Origin of the sequence: Nocardia sp. CA-107356 (assembly GCF_050946365.1) — a bacterium.
Classification (GTDB): Bacteria; Actinomycetota; Actinomycetes; order Mycobacteriales; family Mycobacteriaceae; genus Nocardia.
Window position 1 is genome coordinate 8,784,179 of the sequence record NZ_CP191992.1, and the last position, 21,029, is coordinate 8,805,207.

22 protein-coding genes are annotated in these 21,029 nt (G+C 66.4%); 8 read left to right on the forward strand and 14 right to left on the reverse strand.

What is annotated here, in order from left to right; translation table 11 throughout:
- The first annotated feature begins 10 nt into the window (after positions 1-10).
- A complete protein-coding gene (locus ACQP1G_RS39695; protein ID WP_433194858.1) occupies positions 11-1,186 on the forward strand; it encodes a TDT family transporter in 1,176 nt (391 codons plus the stop codon).
- A gap of 61 nt (positions 1,187-1,247) precedes the next feature.
- On the opposite strand, the gene ACQP1G_RS39700 is transcribed toward ACQP1G_RS39695, so the two are convergent.
- Both ACQP1G_RS39700 and ACQP1G_RS39705 read right to left on the reverse strand, forming a co-directional pair.
- Positions 1,248-2,183 (reverse strand): RNA polymerase sigma factor, encoded by a 936-nt coding sequence (locus ACQP1G_RS39700; protein WP_433194860.1) that lies wholly within the window; start codon positions 2,181-2,183, stop codon positions 1,248-1,250.
- A 243-nt stretch (positions 2,184-2,426) separates the two neighbouring features.
- Entirely contained in the window at positions 2,427-3,299 is an 873-nt protein-coding gene (locus ACQP1G_RS39705) for a haloalkane dehalogenase (protein WP_433194862.1), read from the reverse strand.
- 632 nt (positions 3,300-3,931) lie between these two features.
- Here ACQP1G_RS39705 and ACQP1G_RS39710 point away from each other — a divergent pair.
- From ACQP1G_RS39710 to ACQP1G_RS39720, 3 genes are read left to right on the forward strand one after another with little or no spacing between them, the layout of a single operon-like run.
- Positions 3,932-4,714 carry an HNH endonuclease family protein gene (locus ACQP1G_RS39710; RefSeq protein ID WP_433194864.1) on the forward strand — a complete coding sequence of 261 codons (783 nt, stop codon included), beginning with the start codon at positions 3,932-3,934 and terminating at the stop codon, positions 4,712-4,714.
- Positions 4,715-4,749: 35 nt separating this feature from the next.
- Positions 4,750-4,974: a hypothetical protein gene (locus tag ACQP1G_RS39715; protein ID WP_433194866.1), complete on the forward strand. Its 225-nt coding sequence runs from the start codon at positions 4,750-4,752 to the stop codon at positions 4,972-4,974.
- Between the two features lie 42 nt (positions 4,975-5,016).
- Positions 5,017-5,394: an HNH endonuclease family protein gene (locus ACQP1G_RS39720; RefSeq protein WP_433194868.1), complete on the forward strand. Its 378-nt coding sequence runs from the start codon at positions 5,017-5,019 to the stop codon at positions 5,392-5,394.
- 1 nt (position 5,395) lies between these two features.
- Here ACQP1G_RS39720 and ACQP1G_RS39725 read toward each other — a convergent pair whose 3' ends face one another.
- From ACQP1G_RS39725 to ACQP1G_RS39735, 3 genes are read right to left on the reverse strand one after another with little or no spacing between them, the layout of a single operon-like run.
- Positions 5,396-6,415, reverse strand: a complete 1,020-nt coding sequence (locus ACQP1G_RS39725) for a zinc-dependent alcohol dehydrogenase family protein (RefSeq protein ID WP_433194870.1) — start codon at positions 6,413-6,415, stop codon at positions 5,396-5,398.
- Positions 6,416-6,426: 11 nt separating this feature from the next.
- Entirely contained in the window at positions 6,427-6,849 is a 423-nt protein-coding gene (locus tag ACQP1G_RS39730; RefSeq protein WP_433194872.1) for a cupin domain-containing protein, read from the reverse strand.
- Positions 6,846-7,289 carry a hypothetical protein gene (locus ACQP1G_RS39735; protein ID WP_433194874.1) on the reverse strand — a complete coding sequence of 148 codons (444 nt, stop codon included), beginning with the start codon at positions 7,287-7,289 and terminating at the stop codon, positions 6,846-6,848. The genes ACQP1G_RS39730 and ACQP1G_RS39735 overlap by 4 nt, the downstream gene beginning before the upstream one ends.
- A gap of 132 nt (positions 7,290-7,421) precedes the next feature.
- On the opposite strand from ACQP1G_RS39735, the gene ACQP1G_RS39740 reads away from it, so the two are divergent.
- Entirely contained in the window at positions 7,422-8,228 is an 807-nt protein-coding gene (locus tag ACQP1G_RS39740) for a helix-turn-helix domain-containing protein (protein ID WP_433194876.1), read from the forward strand.
- Positions 8,229-8,375: 147 nt separating this feature from the next.
- On the opposite strand, the gene ACQP1G_RS39745 is transcribed toward ACQP1G_RS39740, so the two are convergent.
- The 6 genes from ACQP1G_RS39745 to ACQP1G_RS39770 form a co-directional block, all read right to left on the reverse strand.
- Positions 8,376-9,299: a LysR family transcriptional regulator gene (locus ACQP1G_RS39745; RefSeq protein ID WP_433194878.1), complete on the reverse strand. Its 924-nt coding sequence runs from the start codon at positions 9,297-9,299 to the stop codon at positions 8,376-8,378.
- 254 nt (positions 9,300-9,553) lie between these two features.
- A complete protein-coding gene (locus ACQP1G_RS39750) occupies positions 9,554-11,122 on the reverse strand; it encodes a hypothetical protein (protein WP_433194880.1) in 1,569 nt (522 codons plus the stop codon).
- Positions 11,107-11,868, reverse strand: coding sequence for an ABC transporter ATP-binding protein (locus ACQP1G_RS39755; RefSeq protein WP_433194882.1), 762 nt, complete (start codon positions 11,866-11,868; stop codon positions 11,107-11,109). Before ACQP1G_RS39755 ends, ACQP1G_RS39750 begins: the two co-directional genes overlap by 16 nt.
- A gap of 115 nt (positions 11,869-11,983) precedes the next feature.
- Positions 11,984-13,192, reverse strand: coding sequence for an FAD-dependent oxidoreductase (locus ACQP1G_RS39760; RefSeq protein ID WP_433194884.1), 1,209 nt, complete (start codon positions 13,190-13,192; stop codon positions 11,984-11,986).
- Positions 13,193-13,416: 224 nt separating this feature from the next.
- Positions 13,417-14,064: a PadR family transcriptional regulator gene (locus ACQP1G_RS39765; RefSeq protein WP_433194886.1), complete on the reverse strand. Its 648-nt coding sequence runs from the start codon at positions 14,062-14,064 to the stop codon at positions 13,417-13,419.
- A gap of 55 nt (positions 14,065-14,119) precedes the next feature.
- Complete coding sequence (locus ACQP1G_RS39770) at positions 14,120-16,153, reverse strand: MDR family MFS transporter (RefSeq protein WP_433194888.1); 2,034 nt, start codon at positions 16,151-16,153, stop codon at positions 14,120-14,122.
- Between the two features lie 369 nt (positions 16,154-16,522).
- On the opposite strand from ACQP1G_RS39770, the gene ACQP1G_RS39775 reads away from it, so the two are divergent.
- From ACQP1G_RS39775 to ACQP1G_RS39785, 3 genes are all read left to right on the forward strand, one after another.
- Positions 16,523-17,398, forward strand: coding sequence for an oxidoreductase (locus ACQP1G_RS39775; protein WP_433194890.1), 876 nt, complete (start codon positions 16,523-16,525; stop codon positions 17,396-17,398).
- 62 nt (positions 17,399-17,460) lie between these two features.
- Complete coding sequence (locus ACQP1G_RS39780; RefSeq protein WP_433194892.1) at positions 17,461-17,949, forward strand: transcriptional regulator; 489 nt, start codon at positions 17,461-17,463, stop codon at positions 17,947-17,949.
- A 35-nt stretch (positions 17,950-17,984) separates the two neighbouring features.
- Positions 17,985-18,344: a DUF3817 domain-containing protein gene (locus ACQP1G_RS39785; protein WP_433209204.1), complete on the forward strand. Its 360-nt coding sequence runs from the start codon at positions 17,985-17,987 to the stop codon at positions 18,342-18,344.
- Positions 18,345-18,440: 96 nt separating this feature from the next.
- Here the strand turns inward: ACQP1G_RS39785 and rdgB are convergent, their stop codons facing one another.
- The 3 genes from rdgB to ACQP1G_RS39800 all read right to left on the reverse strand — a co-directional run bounded on the left by rdgB (position 18,441) and on the right by ACQP1G_RS39800 (position 20,977).
- The gene (rdgB, locus tag ACQP1G_RS39790) at positions 18,441-19,046 is read right to left on the reverse strand and encodes an RdgB/HAM1 family non-canonical purine NTP pyrophosphatase (protein WP_433194894.1); all 606 of its coding nucleotides are present in this window, start codon (positions 19,044-19,046) and stop codon (positions 18,441-18,443) included.
- Positions 19,046-19,816 (reverse strand): ribonuclease PH, encoded by a 771-nt coding sequence (rph, locus tag ACQP1G_RS39795; protein ID WP_433194896.1) that lies wholly within the window; start codon positions 19,814-19,816, stop codon positions 19,046-19,048. Before rph ends, rdgB begins: the two co-directional genes overlap by 1 nt.
- Positions 19,817-20,212: 396 nt before the next feature.
- On the reverse strand, positions 20,213-20,977 hold the full coding sequence (locus ACQP1G_RS39800) for a cyclic nucleotide-degrading phosphodiesterase (RefSeq protein WP_433209207.1): 765 nt from the start codon (positions 20,975-20,977) through the stop codon (positions 20,213-20,215).
- Between the last annotated feature and the right edge of the window lie 52 nt (positions 20,978-21,029).

Sequence of the window (21,029 nt, forward strand, 5' to 3'; positions counted from 1 at the left end):
ATCTGGACATATGACCGCCACAGTGACCTTCCGCCCCACACCCTCGCGGCGTCTCGTGGGCGAACTCGAACGCGGCGCGACCCGCCGCCGCGAACCCCGCCGGGGCGAGCCCCGATCGCTGCGGCACCTCGGACCGAACTGGTTCGCCGCCGTCATGGGCACCGTCATCGTCGCGAACGCCGCCGCCACCCTGCCACTACGGTTTCCGGGACTGCGCGGCGCGGCGACAGTTGTTTGGGTACTGGCCGCAGTGCTGCTGGTGGCACTGACCGTCGCCTTCGTCGTGCACTGGGTGCGCTACCCGGAGAATTCCCGCGGCCACTGGGACCACCCGGTCATGGCGCAGTTCTACGGCGCCCCACCCATGGCACTGCTGACCGTCGGCGCGGGCACGCTACTACTCGGCCGCGACCTGATCGGCCTCGACGCCGCGCTCACCGTGGACTGGGTGCTGTGGTCGGTCGGCACCGCACTCGGCCTGATGACCGCCTTCGCCATCCCCTACCGGATGTTCACCCACCACCACATCGAACCCGACGCCGCCTTCGGTGGCTGGCTGATGCCCGTGGTGCCCCCGATGGTGTCCGCCGGCATGGGCGCACTGCTGGTCCCGCACCTGCCCGAGGGACAGCCGCGACTCACCATGATCCTGCTCTGCCTGGCCATGTTCGGCCTGAGCCTGATCGCCGCCATGGTCACCATCACCATGATCTGGTCCCGCTTGGTGCACTACCGCATCCCGCATGCGGGCATGGTCCCCACCCTCTGGATCGTGCTCGGTCCGCTCGGCCAATCCGTCACCGCCGCGGGACTTCTCGCCAACGCCGGTCCATCCGCCCTGCCCGACCTCTACGCCAAGGGCCTGACCGTCTTCTCGGTCATCTTCGGCGTCGTCACCTGGGGCTTCGCCATGCTGTGGCTGGCATTGGCCGCCGCGGTCACCGTAAAGACCGCCCGCGCGGGCGAATTGAAGTTCAACCTGACCTGGTGGGGCTTCACCTTCCCACTCGGCACCTGCATCACCGGCAGCACCGTGCTCTACGGCCATACCGGCGCCGATATCTTCGCCGTCGCCGCGGTCACCCTCTACGCCGGACTGGTCGCCGCTTGGGCAGTCGTCGCGACACGCACCATCCGCGGCGTCCTCACCGGCCCGCTCCTGCGTCCGACGCCCGCAACCGCCTGATCAGGCATAGCCGCCGAGGCTTCCGTCTCAGCACGGAAGCCTCGGCGCAGGCATGCGCCGATCAGTCGAGCATCGGGAACCGGCCCGAATGCAGTAGACCGCTGATCGCATCCATTTTCGCTTGCGGCGCAGCGTAATCCGGATGGAACCGGATCACCGCCGCCGCGTCGTGCAGCCGGATCATCTGCTCCTCGGCCGTATCGACATTCCGTCCGCCCGCGCTGACCGCATGGCGAGCGAAGACGGGCCGCTTCGGATCGACGCGACCGAGCGCCAACGCCGTGTCCACTCGTCGCGAGCAGCGGCAGAACGCCTGCGGGTTGGCCACCCCACAGGTCGAATTCAAGAATGTCCCGATGCGTTTCTTGGCCCGTTCCAACCGCTTTCGATACGCGGATGCGGTGATACCCAGAATCCAGGCCGCATCGGCGGAGCTGAGCTCGAAAACATCGCCGAGTACGAAGGCGACCCGTTCATCGCGAGCCAGGCATTGCAACATGGCCTGACTGCAGTTGAGCCGCACCTCGTGCGAGAGCACCTCGGCCTCGGGCCCGCGATAGTCCTCGTCCGCGAGCCCGTCCGCCAAGCCGTCCCGATAGGTGTCGAGGCTGAGCTGTACGGCCTCCTGCGGCGTCTGCCGCTTCAGGTTCAGCAGATAGTTGACCCCGATCCGGTAGGCCCAGGTCAGCAGCTTGGCCTCCCCTCGCCAGGTCGCGAGACTCCCGACCACCCGCAACAGGATTTCCTGCGTCGCATCCTCGGCTTCCGCGGGCCGCCACACCATGCGCAGCGCCAACCGATACAGCGGATCCTGCAGGTGCCGCACCACATCCGAGATGGCGGCCCCGTCACCAGCGACGGCTCGATCGACCAGTTCCCGCTCCTGAGCCCGCGCCTCGGCAGCGTCTTGCGCTGTGACCGCGCCCGGAACGTCGCCGACGATCGTGGCCACATCGGTGGCAGGGTCGGCTTCGGACTTGAACAGCTCGGGTTCCACCGCACAATCTTTCGGCGGTATCCGATCCGGCGCAAGTCCACCGCACAGAGCGGATTCCGGACCCGGTCAGCACGCCCGCGCCGCGGCCACCGAATGCCGCGGCGCAACGTGCGCCCGCGCGGTATCGCGATAACGTCCGGCAGCCGCCGCGCCGGGCAACCGGCACCGACAGGCCACGCTTATCCCTGAGGTCGAGTTCCCCCTCGTGCCGCGCATATGGCATCGCATGCGCGGCACACCTGCTCAGGCACTCGCGATCGCTGCCGTCAGCGAGTGCGCGCGCAACCAGGTCGCGACCGCCGCACCGATCGCGTCGGGCTGATCCTCCGGGGCGTGATGTCCGGCCTCGCCAACCGACACGACCTCGGCGCTGGCGAAAGTGTCGGCCGCCCAGGCGATCACCTCCGGTGAACCGAGACCGACGCCATTGTCGAGCGCCATGATGAGCTTCGGAACCTCGGGAGACCGGGCGGCCCACTCGTCGTAGTTCTGCACCAGCGCAACCACATCGGCAGGTTCGCCATCGAGCGGGAACTCGCGCGACCAGGCCAGCATAGGCTTGCGCGATTCCGGTGTCGGGAAAGGTGCGCGGTAGGCATCGTGATCTTCTTGCGAGAAGTTGACAATGCCCCTCGGCAGGTTGAACTCGATGAACATATTCTCCGCCAGCACCATTCGCTCCCCCTCGGCCGTGCGGAACTTGCGGAACAGCTCGGCGCCGAGCGGCGGCAGCTCGTCCCAGCGCATCGGGCGCAGGAACGTCTCGATCAGTGCGATGCCACGGATGCGCTCGGGATGCCGTGCGGCCCAGTGCATGCCGAGCGTGCCACCCCAGTCGTGGCCGACGATGACGACCTGATCGAGACCGAGTGCGTCGAACCAGGCATCCAGGTAGCGGGCGTGATCCTCGAGCCGGTAGGCGCTGTCCGGCTTCCCGGACGCGCCCATCCCGATCAGATCGGGCGCGAGCACCCGGGTCTGATCGGCGACGTGCGGGATCACATTGCGCCACAGGTGCGATGAGGTGGGGTTGCCGTGCAGGAACACCACTGGCACCGAACCGGCGCCGGTATCGGTGTAGTTGATGAACGAGTCGAGAATGTCGACGGTAGCCATGATGCGGGTCCTTCCTTGATCCTGCTCTATGCCTTCACCTGGTTTCGACACACACTTCGGACCCGCTGTGACCGCCACGCGATGTGACGCTCGTCACGCACCGCACTCCATCCGACACCACCCGCCCTCGACGGATCTCGACACAACCGCAGGTAAATCTAACTTCCGTATGTGAATAGTAAATACTTCAACTGGCCAAGGCGGCATTCAGGAGATTCTCAGGATTAGGTAAAGCGTTTGCAAAGGATTTCGGGTTGATCTACTGTCTATCTACGTAAGAACAATGAAGTTCACACAGACCGTCACGAGAGTTACCCGCGGATCGACACGACTCGACGAGACTTCCCTCATCAGCCTCGTGGAGCCGCACGAACGGACCATCCGGACTGGACACCCGGCCTGTTCACTCGCCCGCAGGACCAACGCCTTCGTGACACGACCACCCCTGAGGCGGCGCCGGCACGCCGACTCAGGGGTGGTTTGCGTGTGCCGCCCAGTGCTGCTGCCACACAGCGCGTTCTCCGACTAGCTGTGCCGAACGTCATACGCGACAATCACATACGGGACGATCGGCCGACGGTAGCTTGACGCCCGACAAATTCATCGGTGCGAGGCTAGGAAGTTCGATCGTTGTGAAGTGGTTGTCATCGCGCCCCGTGCGTCGCGTACTCGCCGTTTGCGCACCCATCGTATTGGCTGTAGTTGTCGCCGTCGGCTATTCCTTCTTCGATGACTGGACCGGCAAGAGCGGCGGCAAAGCGCCTGGTACGGCAAGCGCCGCAACGATTTCCAGTAAGGACATCACCGCGCTGGTCGGCCAACTGGTCGACGCACCGGAGGCGTCGATGGACGGTTACAGCCGTGAGAAGTTCCCCCACTGGGACACCAACAAGCCCGAACACGGCTTCGGCTCCGCATACACCCAGTACAGCAAATGCACCACCCGCGACGTGATGATGCTGCGCGACGCCACCGGCTCGGTCACACTCGACCCGAAAACCTGTGAGCTCACCGTCGGCAAGGACGCCGGCTGGCGCGACCAGTACGGATTCCTCGACTCGAAAACCGGAAAACTCAAGCCCTACAGGTGGATGACCGACCCGGCGACCGTCGACGCCGAGCACATCGTCCCCCTGGCCGAGGCCTGGCGCTCGGGTGCGGACAAGCGCGACGAAGATACCCGCCGCCACATCGCCAACGACGCCGTCAATCTCATCGCCTCCGATCCGTCGGCCAACAGATCCAAGGGTGATCAGGACGCCGCGAACTATCTGCCGCCGGGAAACTTCCGGTGCGGCTATCTCGAGCATTACGTCAAGATCAAAGTAAAATACGCGCTGACCGTTGATCCCGCCGAACACACCGCACTGCGCACCGCAGTCGATGACTGCGTCCGTCGAGGAGAGTTCAAATAAGCGACATCATCGAGATTTCCGCCAGGGCCGCCGTCATGACCGAAGAGGAAGGGACGGTCTCCGGCGAGCTCGATGTCACCGTTGATGACACGGGAAAGGGTCTGGTCCGCTATCGCGACACCGAGACCTGGTACACCATCGGCAATATCGAGGCGCAACCGCCGCGCACCTGGACCACCGTCGCCGACCTCGCGGCCGCCATCGAAGCCACGGCCGGAATCCGCGATGCGGCGGGCAATATCGTGCCCTTCGAGGCCTGACCACCGAGACGCATCGGCGCCGCGCGGAGTTCCGTGCTGGCAGTGCCGAACCTCATACGCGACAATCGGATATGGGTTGAGACCGGCAAGGTGATCCACTTCGTCCGCGGCCCGCAGGCCTCCGACGATGTGCAGATCGACCACGTCGTCGCGCTCTCGGACGCCTGGCAGAAGGGCGCACAACAGCTTTCCGAGGAGCGCCGCCGCGATCTGGCCACCGATCCGCTGAATCTGCAGGCGGTCGACGGCCCGACCAACCAGGCCAAGGGCGATTCCGATGCCGCGAGCTGGCTGCCGCCGCGCAATGACTATCGCTGCAGCTATGCGACCAGGCAGATTCAGGTCGAGGCGGCCTATCAGCGCTGGGTCACCCAGGCCGAAAAGGACGCCATGACACGCGAACTCAGCGGCTGCCCCTGAGCTAGGACATTGTGACGACGACCTTGCCGAAGGGATTGTCATCGCGGAAGTACCGGTACGCCTCGACCGCCTGATCGAGCGGAAAGATCCGATCGACGACCGGGCGCATGCGGTGTTCGGTGATGGTCCGGTTCATCGCCTCGAAGTCCTCGCGGCTACCGACGGCGATCCGGCGGATGCCGAGATACGGCCCGACGAAGGGATTCTCGAGCGTCTGCCCCTTGGGCAACTGTGACGCACCGATCATGGTGATCATGGCGTTGTAGCCCGCTGATCGCACCGACTTCGACAGGGTCGGCAGGCCAACGGCCTCCACCACATGTTCGACGCCGTTCCCATCGGTGAGCTCCCTTACCTTCTCATCCCAGTCCCGCGTCTCGTTGCGGTCGATGGTCTCGTCCGCACCGAGCTTGCGCAACCGCTCCGCCTTGTCCGGACCGGAGGTGATCGAAATGACCCGGGCGCCGAGCATTTTCGCGTGTTGCACGCCGAACAGCGCGACCGCACCGGTGCCGACGGTCAGCACCGTCTGCTCCGGCCGCACCGGCACCGGTGTGGTCAGCGCGGCCCACGCGACGACTCCCGCGCAGGTGAGCGTGGCCGCCTCCACATCGGTGAGATGTTCGGGAACGTGCACCACCGAATCCTCTTCGATGACCGCATAGGTCGCGAGCATGCCGTGGTAATTGGCACCGTACTGCTCGGCGACATGGGCCAACCGCTGTGGGCCACTGACGTAGCGCACGAAGTACGACGCGGTCACCCGATCACCGAGTGCGGCGCGGGTCACGTTGGCACCCACGGCGATCACCTCGCCGACGCCGTCGGACAGCGGGATGATATCGGGCGTCGCGGGCAGCGGGTAGATCCCGTCCATCAGCATCAGGTCACGCCGGTTGAGCGAAGCCGCCCGCACCTCGATGACGACCTGATTCGGCCCCGGCTCGGGCAGCTCCTGGTCCCGAACGGTCAGTCCGGCCAGGCCGTGCAGCGGATCCAGGTGGTAGGCAATGGCATTCATGATCTGCTCTCTCAGTGATCTGTGGTAACCGAAGAATTCGTGGTCGGCACGAACAGCGCCTCGAAGGGCGCATCCCCGACACCGACGGTGACGTGCCCATGCCCGTCGGTGTCCTCGACGTGGACGAGGTCGCCGGGGCCGAAGCGCCGCCTACGACCGTCACTCGTCGTCACCTCGATCACGCCGCGCACCATCACGACCCACTGTTCGGCCGGGGCCGGATGCGGGTCGCTATCGAATTGTGAACTGCGCAAATATGTCACGGTCGCCGCCGATGACAATCCGGCGACTGCCATCGCGGGGACGCCTGCGGCCAGGTTGCGATCGGCCAAGTCGAGTTCCGCGTCGATGAATCGCGAGCCGCCGTCCGCAGTGCGCACGATCCGGCTGTACCGCAACGTCTTCGCGAGTTCCCGCGTGCTTGCCGCACTCATCGCACGCCCTCGATGAACTGGTGGTCGGACGTGATGCGGCCGTCGGTGTCGAGGCCGATGACCTCGTAGCCGCCGCCAACGACCGAACCGTCGGCGGTGGCGACCATCGACCAGGCGAGGCCGACCAGTCCGGCGGGCAGGCGGGTGGCCGGGCCGACCTCGAATACGTATTCGCCGGATTCGACGAACATCTCGTAGGCCCGGGTCACCCTGGCCTCGAGCGCATCGTGGCCGTGCACTTGCAGTGCGGGCACGGCGAAGTGCAGGTTGGCCGCGGATTCGCGAATCTCTGCCGGCGGATCGACGAGAATCTGCGCGCCGGTCGGTGCCCAGGTTTCCTGGATCAGCTTGCGGCGGATCTCCGGATCGGGCTCGTTCCACTGGGTCATGTAGCGCTCTGCGAAGCGGGCCAGTTCGTTGTCATCGAGGTGCTTGCTCATGGCACTGAGTTTTACGAGCCCGGCGTCATAACGCGATTCCCTCCAGGGAATGACACCGATTCGGCACGGGTGGGTTCGGTGATTCCCTGCTAGGAATGGCGTGGGCCTCCCGGGTCGGATATCACTGGACTCATGACCACGGTGATAGAGCCCAGTCCGTTCGCGCAGCAGTTGCGGCATTGGCGAACGCGGCGGCATGTGAGCCAGCTCGATCTGGCCATTCGCGCCGACACCAGCCAGCGCTACCTGAGCTTCTTGGAGCAGGGGCGCTCGCGCCCGGGCCGCACCATGGTGGTGCGGCTGGCCGAATCGCTCGGGCTGTCGCTGCGTGAGCGCAATGCGCTGCTGCTCGCCGCCGGATTCGCACCGGTCTTCCCCGAATCCGATCTGGACACCGCGGCATTGCGCCCCATCCGGGCCGCGCTCGAAGGCATTCTCGACGGACACCTGCCCTATCCCGCGGTCGTCACCCGACCCTACGGCCGCTTGGTCGCCGCCAATGCCGCCTTCGACATCCTCACCGAGGGCGCGTCGGCGGAACTGATCACCCCGCCGATCAACGTGCTCCGCCTCGCCCTGCATCCCGATGGGCTGGCCCGACGCGTGCAGAACCTGCCGGAATGGGGCCGCCACGTCACCGAAAGCCTGCGCGGCAGGGCCGCGCGCAGCCCCGACACCCGGCTCGACGAGTTCATCGCCGAACTCGACAGCTATCTCCCCGATGTGATCCCGGGCCCCGACCACCTCGGCTTCGCCGTGCCCCTACGCCTGAGCAGCGACGACGGCGAACTCCGCCTGATCACCACCATCACCAGCTTCGCCACCGCCGTCGACATCACCCTCTCCGAACTCCATCTCGAAGCCTTCCTCCCCGCCGACGAACAGACCGCCGAAATCCTGCGCCGCCGCGCCGACCAACGCCAGGCACCGACCAACTAGCGGTTGTCACCACCGACCGGCCAACCCACGGATCCGTACTCCTGTCGTTGTTCGAGGCCGAACGGGTCCGGCTCGCCGCCTGGTCGTACACCGATATGTGTGCGGTGCTCGGGCCAGCGGATAGCCGCGCACGCACCGGAAAGCGGCTCACCACGTGCGCCCGGCGGCTCGCAATCGGTCGTGCACCAGATCGATATGCGGGCGAGATGAAGCGCCGGGACGGCGGACGAGGAACCCGGTGTTGATGGGCGGGTCCTCGGGTTCGAGCAGCGGAATCAATGTGCCCGAGGCCAGTTCGGCGGTGCAGAGGTAGCGCGGGAGCACGCTGATACCCGCACCCGCGGCGACGGTCGCGCGGACAGCGCGGAGGTCGGCGACGACGACGGCGGCTTCGGCGGCGAGGCGGACGCCGAATACGTGCCGCCAGTAGCGGCGGAGGATGGGCAGGTCGGCGGAGTAGCTGATCAGGGGTAGGCCCGTCAGAGCGGCCGGTCCGTCGGCGCGCAACTGTGCGATATCGACGCGCCCGGCCAGTTCGCGTGCGGCGACCAGGACGAATTCCTCGTCGGCGAGCGGCTCGGCGACCAGCGCCCGGCCGCGTGGGCGCACCGTGGACACGATGAGGTCGTAGTGTCCGGCGCGCAGCCCGGCCAGCAGTTCCTCGGACAATCCAGCGGTGACCGTCAGCCGCACACCGCGCGCGACCAATGGCGCTAGTGCCGGAAGCGCCCGCACCGCAAGCAATTCGGCGGGTCCGGCCAGGCGCACCGGCGGTTGCGGCAGCGGTTCGGCGGGCACGGCACGACCCGCGACCCCGTCGAGTGCGTCCATCGGCCCCGCCACCCGCGCCGCCAACTCCACGGCCGCCGCGGTCGAAACCACCCCGCGCGGCAGCCGCTCGAACAATCGATAGCCCAGTCGCTTCTCCAGAGCCTGCAACTGGGTCGTCACCGTCGGCTGCGACAATCCGACCAGCCGAGCACCCGCCGTCACGGACCCCGCCCGATGCACCGCCAGGAACGTCCGCAGCTGATTCAAATCGAGACTGCCATCGGAATCCCTATCGACCACCCGACCAGTGTATTTCCCTCCCGATGACCAACGGTGAGGTTCGCCGAGCCCGTTCATCCACCCGACACCACACTTGACCTGAGCAGATCTGCTTCCCATCACCCTGCCGCCGATATCCATAACGCGTCTTTCGTGACAACCACGCCCGCGCCGCCACTGGGGCCAGCACCGCGCGGCAGCACGTCGCCGCTGGCATAGCTGGGACGGGCAGCACAGCCCCGCGCGCCGAACGGGCCGGTTGCCGAACCTCGGCGTCAGCGCGCCTGGACAGCGGCAAGGATTTCCGGGCCGCGCTCGGCGAGGCGTTGTTCGGCAAGGCGTGCGCCCAGAATGGCGCCCGCGATCCCGATCGCGATCCCCAGCGGCAGCGCCAGCCACTGCACAGCGGCGAGGTCGAGGACTCGCCCGATGATCAGCACGATCAGCACCGGGATGACCGTGATCAGTTGGCCCATACTGGTGGCCACTTGGACCAAAGCCTTCGCACAGCCGGGATTTCCGGAGGAGGCGAAGGGGTTTGCGGTGCGTGGCGGAAGCGGGTAGGGCGCGGTGACCGACAGGAATACCGCAGAGCCCGCGCCGACGCCGAGCACGACGAACAGGAGCGACAGCGTCCATGGGTACATTGCCCAGCGGCCGAGCGCACCCGGTAACACCACCGCCAGCAGCAGTGTCGGCACGCCGATGACCAGCAGCAGGGCCAGTAGTCGTCCGCGCACGTCGGCGCGCACCGCACCGGGTGTCACCACTGTCTGCCACAGCGCGGTGCCGTCGTAGCCGTAGAGATTATTGGCGGCCAGACCCGCGAACCACGCCGCACTCACGCCAGCGAACACCACGCCAGCGGAGCTGTCGCCCTGTATCGCCGGGAACACCGGAAGCAGCGCTCCGACCAACAGCACCGGCAACAGCGCCGCGCGCCGTCGGCTATCGCGCGACCAGGTCCGCAACTCCTTGACCACCACCGCACCGACCGGGCCGGAGGGCCGCACTCGGCTCAGCAGCATTCCCCGCCCGGCCGCGCCGGACGTCGCCCCCATCGGCGCGGTCAGCCGCCGCCGCAACAGCACCGACCATGCCTGCCACAGCACCGCCGTCAGCGCGAGCAACCCGGTGAGTGCGAGCAGCGCGAACAACCAGTCGCCGCGCGCCGCCGCGGCCACCGCGGTCGGTGCCCAGCCGGAAGGCAGGGCGCGCAGCAGGTTTGCCAGCCAAGGCGCCGATTCCCGCACCGTATCCACGTGGTTCAGCAGAAAACTCATCGGGTAGTAGGCCAGCCCGGCCAGACCCGCGAGCAGAACACCGAGATCGCGTCCGCGCCGCGAGCGCATCGCCGCGCCGATCCAGGCCAGCACCACGCGTGCGAGCACCACCACGAAGATCAACTGCAGCACCACACCGACCAGCGCGACCGCGGCCACGCCCCAACTCAGTTGCACCGCGAGCACGATCAGCCCCGAGAAAGCCAGCAGGTTGATCACCGGCGCTGGCCCGACGAAAGCCGCGGCCAATAGCCCGGTGGCCAACTGTCGGTTGCTCAGCGGCAGCAGCCGCAGATGTTCGGGCTGTACGGTCTCGTCGCTGCTGCCCATGAGCACCGGACCGCACAGCCAACCCAGGGTCCAGATCCCGTACCAGGCGGCGGCGACGGTGATACCACCGGCCACATCGCCGTCGCGGACCGCGAATCCGATGAGACCCGCTGTGCCGAGCGCGAATACGAGGCCGATGACCACGCCACTGACGAAGGTGACCCCCTGCCAGCCGTTACCCAGCGCACGCCTGGTCAGCAGCAAGCGCATCCGGATCAGGACGCCAACCACGACAGCCCGTCCTCCCCGCCGACCCGGCCGCCGACCAACTGCACGAATGCCGCCTCCAGAGTGCTGCCCCCGCGCACCTCGTCGAGAGTGCCGACCGCCACCACCCGTCCAGCGGTGATCACCGCGACCCGGTCGCACAGGTTCTCCACCAGCGCCATCACATGACTCGACAGCACCACCGCACCGCCCGCCACAACGAACCGCTGCAGGATGGTGCGAATCGTGCTGGCGGACACCGGATCCACGGCCTCGAACGGTTCGTCGAGCACCAGGAGTTTCGGCGCGTGCAATAGCGCCGTGGCCAATCCGATCTTCTTGCGCATGCCCGCGGAGTAGTCGACGACGAGAGTGCGTTCGGCACCGGTCAATTCGAATACCCCGAGCAATTCCTCGGCCCGTTCGGCCACCGTTTTCGCGGGCAGGCCGCGCAGTAAGCCGGTGTAGGTCAACAGTTCGCGTCCGGTCAGGCGTTCCGGTAACGCCAGCCCGTCCGGCAACACGCCGGCCAATGTCTTGGCGGCGATCGGATCGGCCCACACATCGGCGCCGAAGATATGCGCCTGTCCGCCGTCCGGCCGCAACAGCCCGCAGGCCATCGACAACGTGGTCGTCTTGCCAGCCCCGTTCGGGCCGACCAGCCCGAAGAACGAGCCGGGCGGCACCGTGAGGCCGACATTGTCGACCACCCACGGACCGCCGAATCGCTTGTACAGTCCGGTTAGTTGCAGCGCAGGATCGGTATGCACTATCCCCCCTGAATTTCGGTTCCCATCTCCTACGGTACGGATGACGCGCCCGTCGGGTTCGAAAACCGGAACCGAAACGCTGCCTGCCCCCGCACCGGGGACAGGCAGCACCTCGCTACGCCTGCGTAGCAGCCAACTCCTGCTGCACCGGCGCATCCCAATCGATCCGATAACGCTGCTCGGCGCCCATTGTCTTCTCCGGGTTCATCCCCTTCAGCAGCAGCGGCATCAGCAATGGCATCATCCGGCGCGCCACCGGACCCGGCGTCTTGCTGTGGTTGATCTTGCGCGCGCGGGCCGCGACGCCCTCCACCCGCGGCCGCCGCACTCCTTCATACGCCTCGAAGGCCGCGCGATGATCGGGCAGGTCCCGCAGGCACCGCGCCAACTGCACCGCACTCTCGATGGCCAGCGACGCCCCCTGGCCCGAGCTATTGGACGGCGCGTGCACCGAATCCCCGACCAGCACCATGCGCCCCCGGTACCAGGTCGGCACCGGCGGCATAATGTGCAGTGCCCCAGTCGTTTCCAGGTTTTCGGCGGTGGTCATGCGGGCGAATTGGCCGCCGGGGGTGTCCTCGGCGTAGGTCTCGCGCAGGATTCGCACCCAATGCTCGGCCGGAATCGCCCGCGCCTCGGTCAGCGACAGATACTCCTTGTTCGGCAGATTGGCGCCCCACATGATCTTCTTGTCGTCGACCGTTCCGTACAGGTAGTACGCCTTCTTCCCGAATGCGAAAACCATTGTCTCCGGCGGAAGTCCGATCTCATTGTCGATCATCGCACCGAATCCGATCATCCCGGTGTACTCGGGTCCCGGACTGTTCGGGTCGATGAGACCGCGCACCGTGGATCGAATACCGTCCGCACCGATCAGCACATCGGCGGTGGCGGAACTGCCATCGGCGAAGTGCGCGGTAACGCCGTCGGCGTCCTCGTCGACGCGGACGAGTCGCTTGTTGTATTCGAAGGGAATGCCTGCGGCAATTGCGTGGTCGTGCAACGTGCGGTGCAATTCGTTGCGATCGACCACCTTCAACGACGGCACGTCGACCATTTCGGGCATCTGCAGCACTTTGCCGCCGACCGACAGATGTGTGTGCGATACCGGACTGGCGATCGCGCGAATGAGATCGCCCGCGCCGACGATATCAAGGGCGGCAACACCATTCGGTGCCAGCGCCAGCCCGCTGCCGATGCCGAAGGTCGGCCCGGGATAGGCCTCGTAGACGCGGGCGGCGATGCCCGCCTTGTGCAGTGCGGTTGCGGTGACCGGTCCGGCGATACCGCCGCCGATGACGATGGCTGTTTCTGTTGTGGACATGGGTGTACTCCAGTTGTGGGATGCGGGTTCATTCGAATCCCGAACCGACCGTCCCTTCGCACACCCAGTTATCCTGTGGTTGCCAGCCTTGTGGCCGGGTGCGCGTATGCGGACACGGTTCGAGACGGTTTCATCGGGCCCGGCGGCGGTGTTGCCGCACCCCGCCGGGCCTGGTCTCATCTAGTCGCTGCGGCCGGTGCCTACCGGAATCCGGAGCGGGACGTCTATTCCGTCATCCCCCTTTCCACCAGCTCCGAGACTTCGGCGGGCGTCATGCCGACGGCATGCATATGCCGCCAGAGATCAACACCGGGAAATGTGCCCGCGGCGATCTCGTCACGCAGCGATGCGGCCCATGCCGCCTCGGCTTCCATCATCGCTATGCCGTATTCGGCTTCGATGACGAACAGCCTGGGCAGATTCGTTGCCGCGATGTGATCGAGTTCTCGGCGCGCAGCGTCGATGGTGCGGCTCAGCGCGCCGATGCGCTGGCCGAGTAACTCGACGACCTCATCCGGCGGCAGCGCCGCCAGCACGGAGAGTCCGGCGATGAACCGGTTGGGCTCGGTTTCCGGATCGGCGATCAATTCCCTTGTCCAGTCGGCCATTTCGTTCCGACCGGCATCGGTGATCGCGTAGATCGTACGTTCCGGCCGAGCACCGTCGCGCTCATTGCCGACGACCTCGAGGAAGCCCGCCTTCTCCATGTTCTGCACCACGGTGTACAGCGAGCCCCACTTGATATCCATATCGCGGTCCTTGCCGCGCTCACGCATCTTCGACGCGATTTCGTAGCGGTGCATCGGCCGTTCGATGACTGTCGCGAGCACCGCCAGCGCCAGCAGATTGTTCACCTTGCGCTTCGTGACCATGGACACCTCCTTACTCGTATACGAATATACGTCTACGAGTATTTGGGCACAAGTATTAGGCGTGCGCGACTTCCTGTTCCCTGGCCTGCTCGTCGAGGAGTTTGGCGGCGATATTCTCCAGGGCCTGATCGAGTAGTGCCCGGTCGGTGGGATCGGCGCAGTCCCAGTCGTCGAGCCTGGTGTCGAGCCAGCGCCGCCACGATGCCTGGATCAAGTCGACCTCGGTCCGGCCGGTATCGGTAAGTCGAAGGCCACCAGCATCTTCGGTGAGATAGCCGCGGCCGATCACCCGGTCGTAGATCGGTTCGATGACCTCGTCCGGCACCTTGTGTACCTGCGCGATCGCGTCGACAGTCGCCGCTCCCCTGATTCGGGTGTGCAGGTAGACCTGCCCCAACGCCCAGGCTTCGCCGCGACTCAGGTCGCTGCCCGCGTCGGCGAGGATGCGCGGGCCGATGAGCCCCTCGGCGTGCGCCTTGCGGATGGTGTCCGACACTGCGCGTTCCAGGTACACCACGCGGTCCGAGCACTCCGGCATCGAAAAGCCCTCGCCCACATCGGTCGCACCCGCCCGGGCACTATCGCGCAGCGGCACTTCCTTCAGGAACCAGGCGACCACGAAACCGGCCAGCGCGATCGGCACCACCCACAGGAATACGTGATCGATGGAATCGGCGTAGGCGTCGATGATCGGCGCCGACACCTCGGTCGGCAGCGCCCGCAGCGACTGCGGATCGGCCGCGACGTCCGGCGGGACGACGCGCACCCGCATGAGCGCATCGGTCAGATTCGGGCCGATTCGATTTGTGTACAGCGTGCCGAAAATGGCCGTGCCGAAGGTACTTCCGACCGTGCGAAAGAAGGCGACACCCGAGGTCGCGGTGCCGAGCTGCGCGTAGGGCACGGTGTTCTGCACGACGATGGTCAGCACCTGCATGGTCAATCCGATGCCGAGACCGAGTACGAGCATGTACAGCGACTCCAACCACACGCTGGTGGTCCGACCCATGGTCGACATCAGATACAGCCCGAGCGCCATCACCAGGGTGCCGGCGATCGGGAAGTACTTATAGCGGCCGGTCTGGCCGACCACCTGCCCGGAAAGGATCGACGTGATGAACAACCCGACCACCAGCGGCAACGTGCGCACGCCGGATATGGTCGCCGAAACCCCGTTCACGTATTGCAGATACGCGGGCAGATAGGTCATCGATCCCAACATCGCGAACCCGACGATGAAGCTGAGGATCGAGCACACCGTGAAGACGCGGCTGCGGAACAGCCCCATCGGCAGCATCGGCTCCCTGGCTCGCAACTCGACCGCGACGAATGCGGCCAGCAGTACCACCGCCGCCGCGAACAGTCCGATGATCGCCGCGGAGCCCCACGGGTACTGCTGCCCGCCCCACTCCAGCCCGAGGATCAAGCAGGAGACACCGGCGGCGACCAGCCCGATACCCGCGTAGTCGATGATCGGCTTGGCGACGGCCCGCACGCGCGGGATGGTGCGCGCGGCCATCGCGATCATGATCACCGCGACGGGCACGTTGACGTAGAAGCACCACCGCCAGCTGGCGTGGTCGGTCAACAGTCCGCCCAGCGTCGGGCCGATCACCGTGGTGACGCCGAAGACGGCGCCGAGCGCGCCCTGATATTTGCCGCGCTGTCGTAGCGGGATGGTGTCGGCGATCAGCGCCATCGCGGTGACCATCAGACCGCCGGCGCCGAAACCCTGGATGCCGCGGGCGAGGATCAGCAGCGTCATCCCGTTGGCCAGGCCCGCGATCATCGAGCCGATGATGAAGATCAACGCGCTGAGCTGGAAGATCAGCTTGCGGCCGAAGAGGTCGCCGAGTTTGCCCGCCAGTGCGGTCGCCACCGCCTCCGCCAGCAGATACGCCGTGACCACCCACGCCATTCGCCCGGCCTCACCGAGATCGGCGACGATCGTGGGCAGTGCGGTGGACACGATCGTCTGATCCAGCGCCGCCAGCAACATACCCAGCACAATCGTGGCGAACACGATATTGGTCTTGGCCCTACTCAATGGCTCCGAGACTTTTTCGGCGACAGCAACTGCACCGGTCATGGACCCAGTATGGGTGTCTGCCGCCATTCCGGCCGTCCAGCGACACGGCAGCGAATCATGGACCGGACGTCGGAAAGGGTCAGCTGACGCGCACGCGTAATCCGCGAGCGCCGGTTCCAGCTCCCGGAACGCAACCTCGATATACCCGCACAGCGCTGCGGCGATCGCCTTGTTGTCGGACTCACCGGAAAGCGTGCGTCGCAACGTCTCGCCGAACAGCACCCGATGCACACCAGCCAACTGCTGAAGCTGCGTAGGCGGTCGCTCGAGGATATGCTCACTCAGCGATTCACACCCCGCGTCTGGGACACTACATTCGATCCGCGCGTCGCTCTTCCCCCGAAACTTACTCCAGAGTAAGGTCGGCTCATGGCGTGGAAACCGACAGAGATACCCGACCAGAGCGGGCGCACCTTCATCGTCACCGGGGCCAATGGCGGCCTCGGCGTCGAAACCACCACTGTGCTGGCGAGCAAAGGTGGCACGGTGATCATGGCCTGCCGCAATGCCGAGAAGGCACAGCCGATCGCCGACCGGATCGACGGCGACATCCGGGTCGAGCGGCTGGACCTGGCGGATCTGGCCTCGGTGCGCGAATTCGCCGACAAGACCGGCGAATTCGACGTGCTCATCAATAACGCCGGTCTGATGAACGTTCCGTTCTCGCGTACCAAGGACGGCTTCGAGACCCAGTTCGGCGTCAACCATCTCGGACATTTCGCGCTGACCGGACTACTGCTCGATCGCCTCCGCGACCGGGTGGTGAGCTTGGCCAGCATCGCGCACAAGCAGACCCCGAAACTCTGGATCGACGATCTCAACTACGAGAACCGTCGCTATCAGCGCAACCTCGCCTACGCCCAGGCCAAACTCGCCAACCTGATGTTCGCCCGCGAACTGCAGCGGCGGCTGACCGAGGCCGCGTCCACCAAGCGCTCCTACGCGGTGCACCCCGGCGTCTCCGCGACCGATCTTTTCGCCAGAACCGAAACCCCGCTGGACCGGATCAGCAAGCCGTTCATCCGCATCATCGGTCATCCCCCGGCCAAGGCCGCCCAATCCGCCCTGTTCGCGGCCACCATGCCCGATGCCGATCCCAACATCTACTGGGGTCCGACCCGCTTTTTCCAGACCCAGGGCCCGGTCGAGCCATCGCCGTCGAGCAAACTGTCGAACAACCCGGAACTACAGCGCCGCCTCTGGGAGGAATCCGAGCGGATGACCGGGATCACCTATAAGTTCTGAGCCGCGACCGTGCCGCCGACCTGCTCCTACGTACCGTGTAGTAGACGGGTACCGTAGTAACCGTGTCCGCTCCACCCCGCCGCTCGGCACATAATCGCCCGGCGCTTATCGTGCTGGTGATCGTGGCCGCCCTCGCCTGCCTGGCGTTGGGCTGGTGGCAGTGGCAGCGGTTCGAATCGGCCAGCGGCACCGGCCAGAATCTCGGCTATGCGCTGCAGTGGCCGCTGCTCGCCGGATTCGCGGTCTTCGCGTACTTCCGCTTCGTGCGGCTGGAGACCGAATCCGAGTCGGACGAGCATGCACACGAGCCGACCGCCGAACCGGCTCCCGCGAAGGCCGCGCGGACCTCGGCGCGGCGGTTCGCGAAAACCGATGCGCCGCGCGAGATTCCGGCAGGCCTGCTGCCAGAGCGCCCCAAGACCGTCCGGGACGAAGACCCCGCACTCGCCGAATACAACAAATACTTGGCCGAGCTACACGCCAAAGATATCGACCAACAAGTCCGGGAGGCGGGCCTGAACGCCCGCGACACGCAGAGGAGCGCCGGTTGACCACCAGCGAGAACTCAACCGAATCCATCCAGGCACTGGCGACCGAGTCGGCGGCGCGATCCAGCGCCCCCACCTCGACCACCAGCGTCGCCAAGATCAAGCCCGCGCTACTGCGCTACCGCGTCCTCGCCTGGACGACCGGCCTGTGGCTGTTGCTGCTGACCGCCGAGATGATCGCGAAGTACGGCTTCGACGTGCACACCCCGAACTGGATCGCGGTCGTGCACGGCTGGGTCTACTTCATCTACCTGCTGGTCACCGCCGACCTCGCGGTCAAGGTGCGCTGGCCCATCCTGCGCACCGTCGGCACGCTGATCGCGGGCACCATCCCGCTGCTGTCCTTCTTCGTCGAGCACGTCAACGCGAACAAGGTCAAGCAGGACTTCGATCTCTGACCTCCGGCCAACAGCCGCACCCTGCCGAGATTCACAACGCCTCGTGGGCACCCACAGCGAGACCTTGAATTCCGACAATGAGTGCGGCTGTTCGCGTCAGGCCAGGGCCGACAGAGCGGGAAGAAGTTGGGTCAGGGCGCGGCCACGGTGCGAGACGGCGTCCTTTTCGGCCGGAGTCAGCTGGGCGGCACTGATATCACCGCCCGCCGGGATGAACAGCGGATCGTAGCCGAAACCGCCGTCGCCCACGGGCTTCCGGCCGATCGAGCCGGGCCATTCACCGCGTACCACGGTCTCGGCGCCACCGGGCACCACCAGTGCGCAGGTGGAGATGAACTGCGCGCCGCGCCGCTCATCCGGCACATCACCGAGTTGGGCCAGCAGCAGCGCATTGTTGGCCGCGTCGTCGCCGTGCCTCCCGGACCAGCGCGCGGACAGCACACCGGGCATCCCGTTCAGCGCATCCACCTCGATACCGGAATCATCTGCGACACAAGGCAATCCGGTCGCGGCCGCACCATCGCGGGCCTTCGCGAGCGCATTCTCCTCGAATGTCGCGCCGGTCTCGGGCGCCTCGTCGTAGGCGGGCACATCGTCGAGCCCGACGATGTCGATACCCGCGATACCCGCGTCGGCGAGGATCCGACGCAGTTCGTTCAGCTTCTTGGCATTGCGACTGGCGACCAGGACGCGGCGCGACATTACTTCCTCTTCGACTCGGACGGCTGCGGCAGCACGCCGGGGTAAGGCAGCGCCAGCGCCTCTTTCTGCACCGCGAACAGCCGCTCACATCCGGCGAGTGCCGAGTCGAGCATCTTGTCCAGCGTGGAGCGCGGGAAGGTGGCGCCCTCGCCGGTGCCCTGGATCTCCACCAGGGTGCCGGTGTCGGTGGCGACCACGTTCATATCGACCTCGGCGCGCGAATCCTCTTCGTAGGGCAGATCCAGCCGCACCCGGCCGTCGACGACGCCCACGCTCACCGCGGCGATCGCACACGAGATCGGCTGCGGGTCGGCCAATCCACCCGCCGCACCGAGGTAGGTGACCGCATCCGAGAGCGCGACGTACGCGCCGGTGATGGCCGCGGTCCTGGTGCCGCCGTCGGCCTGCAGCACATCGCAGTCGATGGCGATGGTGTTCTCACCGATGGCCGCGAGATCGATGCACGCACGCAACGACCGGCCGACCAACCGGCTGATCTCCTGGGTGCGCCCGCCGACCTTGCCCTTCACCGATTCCCGCCCGCTGCGGGTATGCGTTGCCGCGGGCAGCATCGCGTATTCGGCGGTCAGCCAGCCGAGTCCGGAATCGCGACGCCACGGGGGCACGCCCTCGGTGACACTCGCAGTGCACATCACCCGGGTCTGCCCGAACTCCACCAGCACCGAACCGGCTGGATGCGTGGTGAATCCACGGGTGATCCGTACCTCGCGGAGTTCATCGTCCGCCCTGCCATCGGCTCGTCTCGACACGCGCCAAGCCTACTGTGTCTAATTTGCCGCGCCTGCGGCGCGGCGTGTTCGCGGCTCTGTTGTTGGCCGCGCGGGCGCGGCGTGTTCGCGGCCCCCCTTGGTCTCGCGTCCGAGCCGTCGAGACTCGCGCCTTCGGCGCATTGCTTCGACGACTCGGACGCGAGACGGGCCGCGAACGGTCGCTCGTAAGACTCGCTCCGTCGTGGTCACTGAGGTGTGGATCGTCAGCACCGGAGCACACCGGCCCGGCCATCGAGACTCGAGACCCCGTCGCATGCGCTTCGACGACTCGGACGCGAGACAGCCCCGCGAACGTCGCTCGTAAGACTCGCTCCGTGGTGCTTGCCATCTGCGGACAGGTTGACCCGACCGAATTGCGAGCCGTCCGACAAGTACTCAGATGTCGAAGGTTTCGCCCGGTGCGACGGCGTGCACCGGGCCGGAGAACTGGGCCTTCGCCTCGGCGATCACATCCTCGCGCGACGTCCACGGCGGAATATGGGTGAGCAGCAGCTCTTTCACGCCCGCGCGTGCCGCGATGATGCCCGCCTCGGTGCCGGACAGATGAATGCCGGGCGGCCGATTCGCCGGATCGTGCGTCCACGAGGCCTCCGACATGAGGAGGTCGGCGCCCTGCGCGAGTTCGAGCACCGCATCGCACATCGCGGTGTCGCCGGTGTAGACGAAGGTCCGTCCGGCTGCCGTGGCGATCCGCAGCCCATAGGACTCCGGCGGGTGATACATCCGGCGCGCGAGCACCGTATGGCCGGGACCGAATTCGACCGCCTCGCCCTCGACCCAGGTCCGGTGATCGATGACGTCGGACCAGTCGTCGCATTCGCCGCCGACTTCGGCGGAGGCATTGCCGATGCGCACCGCGCTGTCCGATGGACCGCGCACGATCGCCTGCCCCACCGGGGGTGTCGGATGGTAGCGCCGCCAGACCAGCAGCCCCGGCAGATCCAGGCAGTGATCGGCGTGCAGATGTGTGAGGAAGATATCGACCTCACCGGGATCGGCGTAGCGCTGCAACGCGCCGAGCACACCGGGCCCGAAATCAATGACCACCGGCGACATATCCGGCCCGGTCAGCAGGTAACCCGACGCAGGAGAGTCCGGGCCGGACACACTGCCCGAGCACCCGAGGACGGTGAGGCGCATTCCCCCATGCTCCCACGACGATTTCTCGCTCATGAAAGCGCCTCGCCAACGC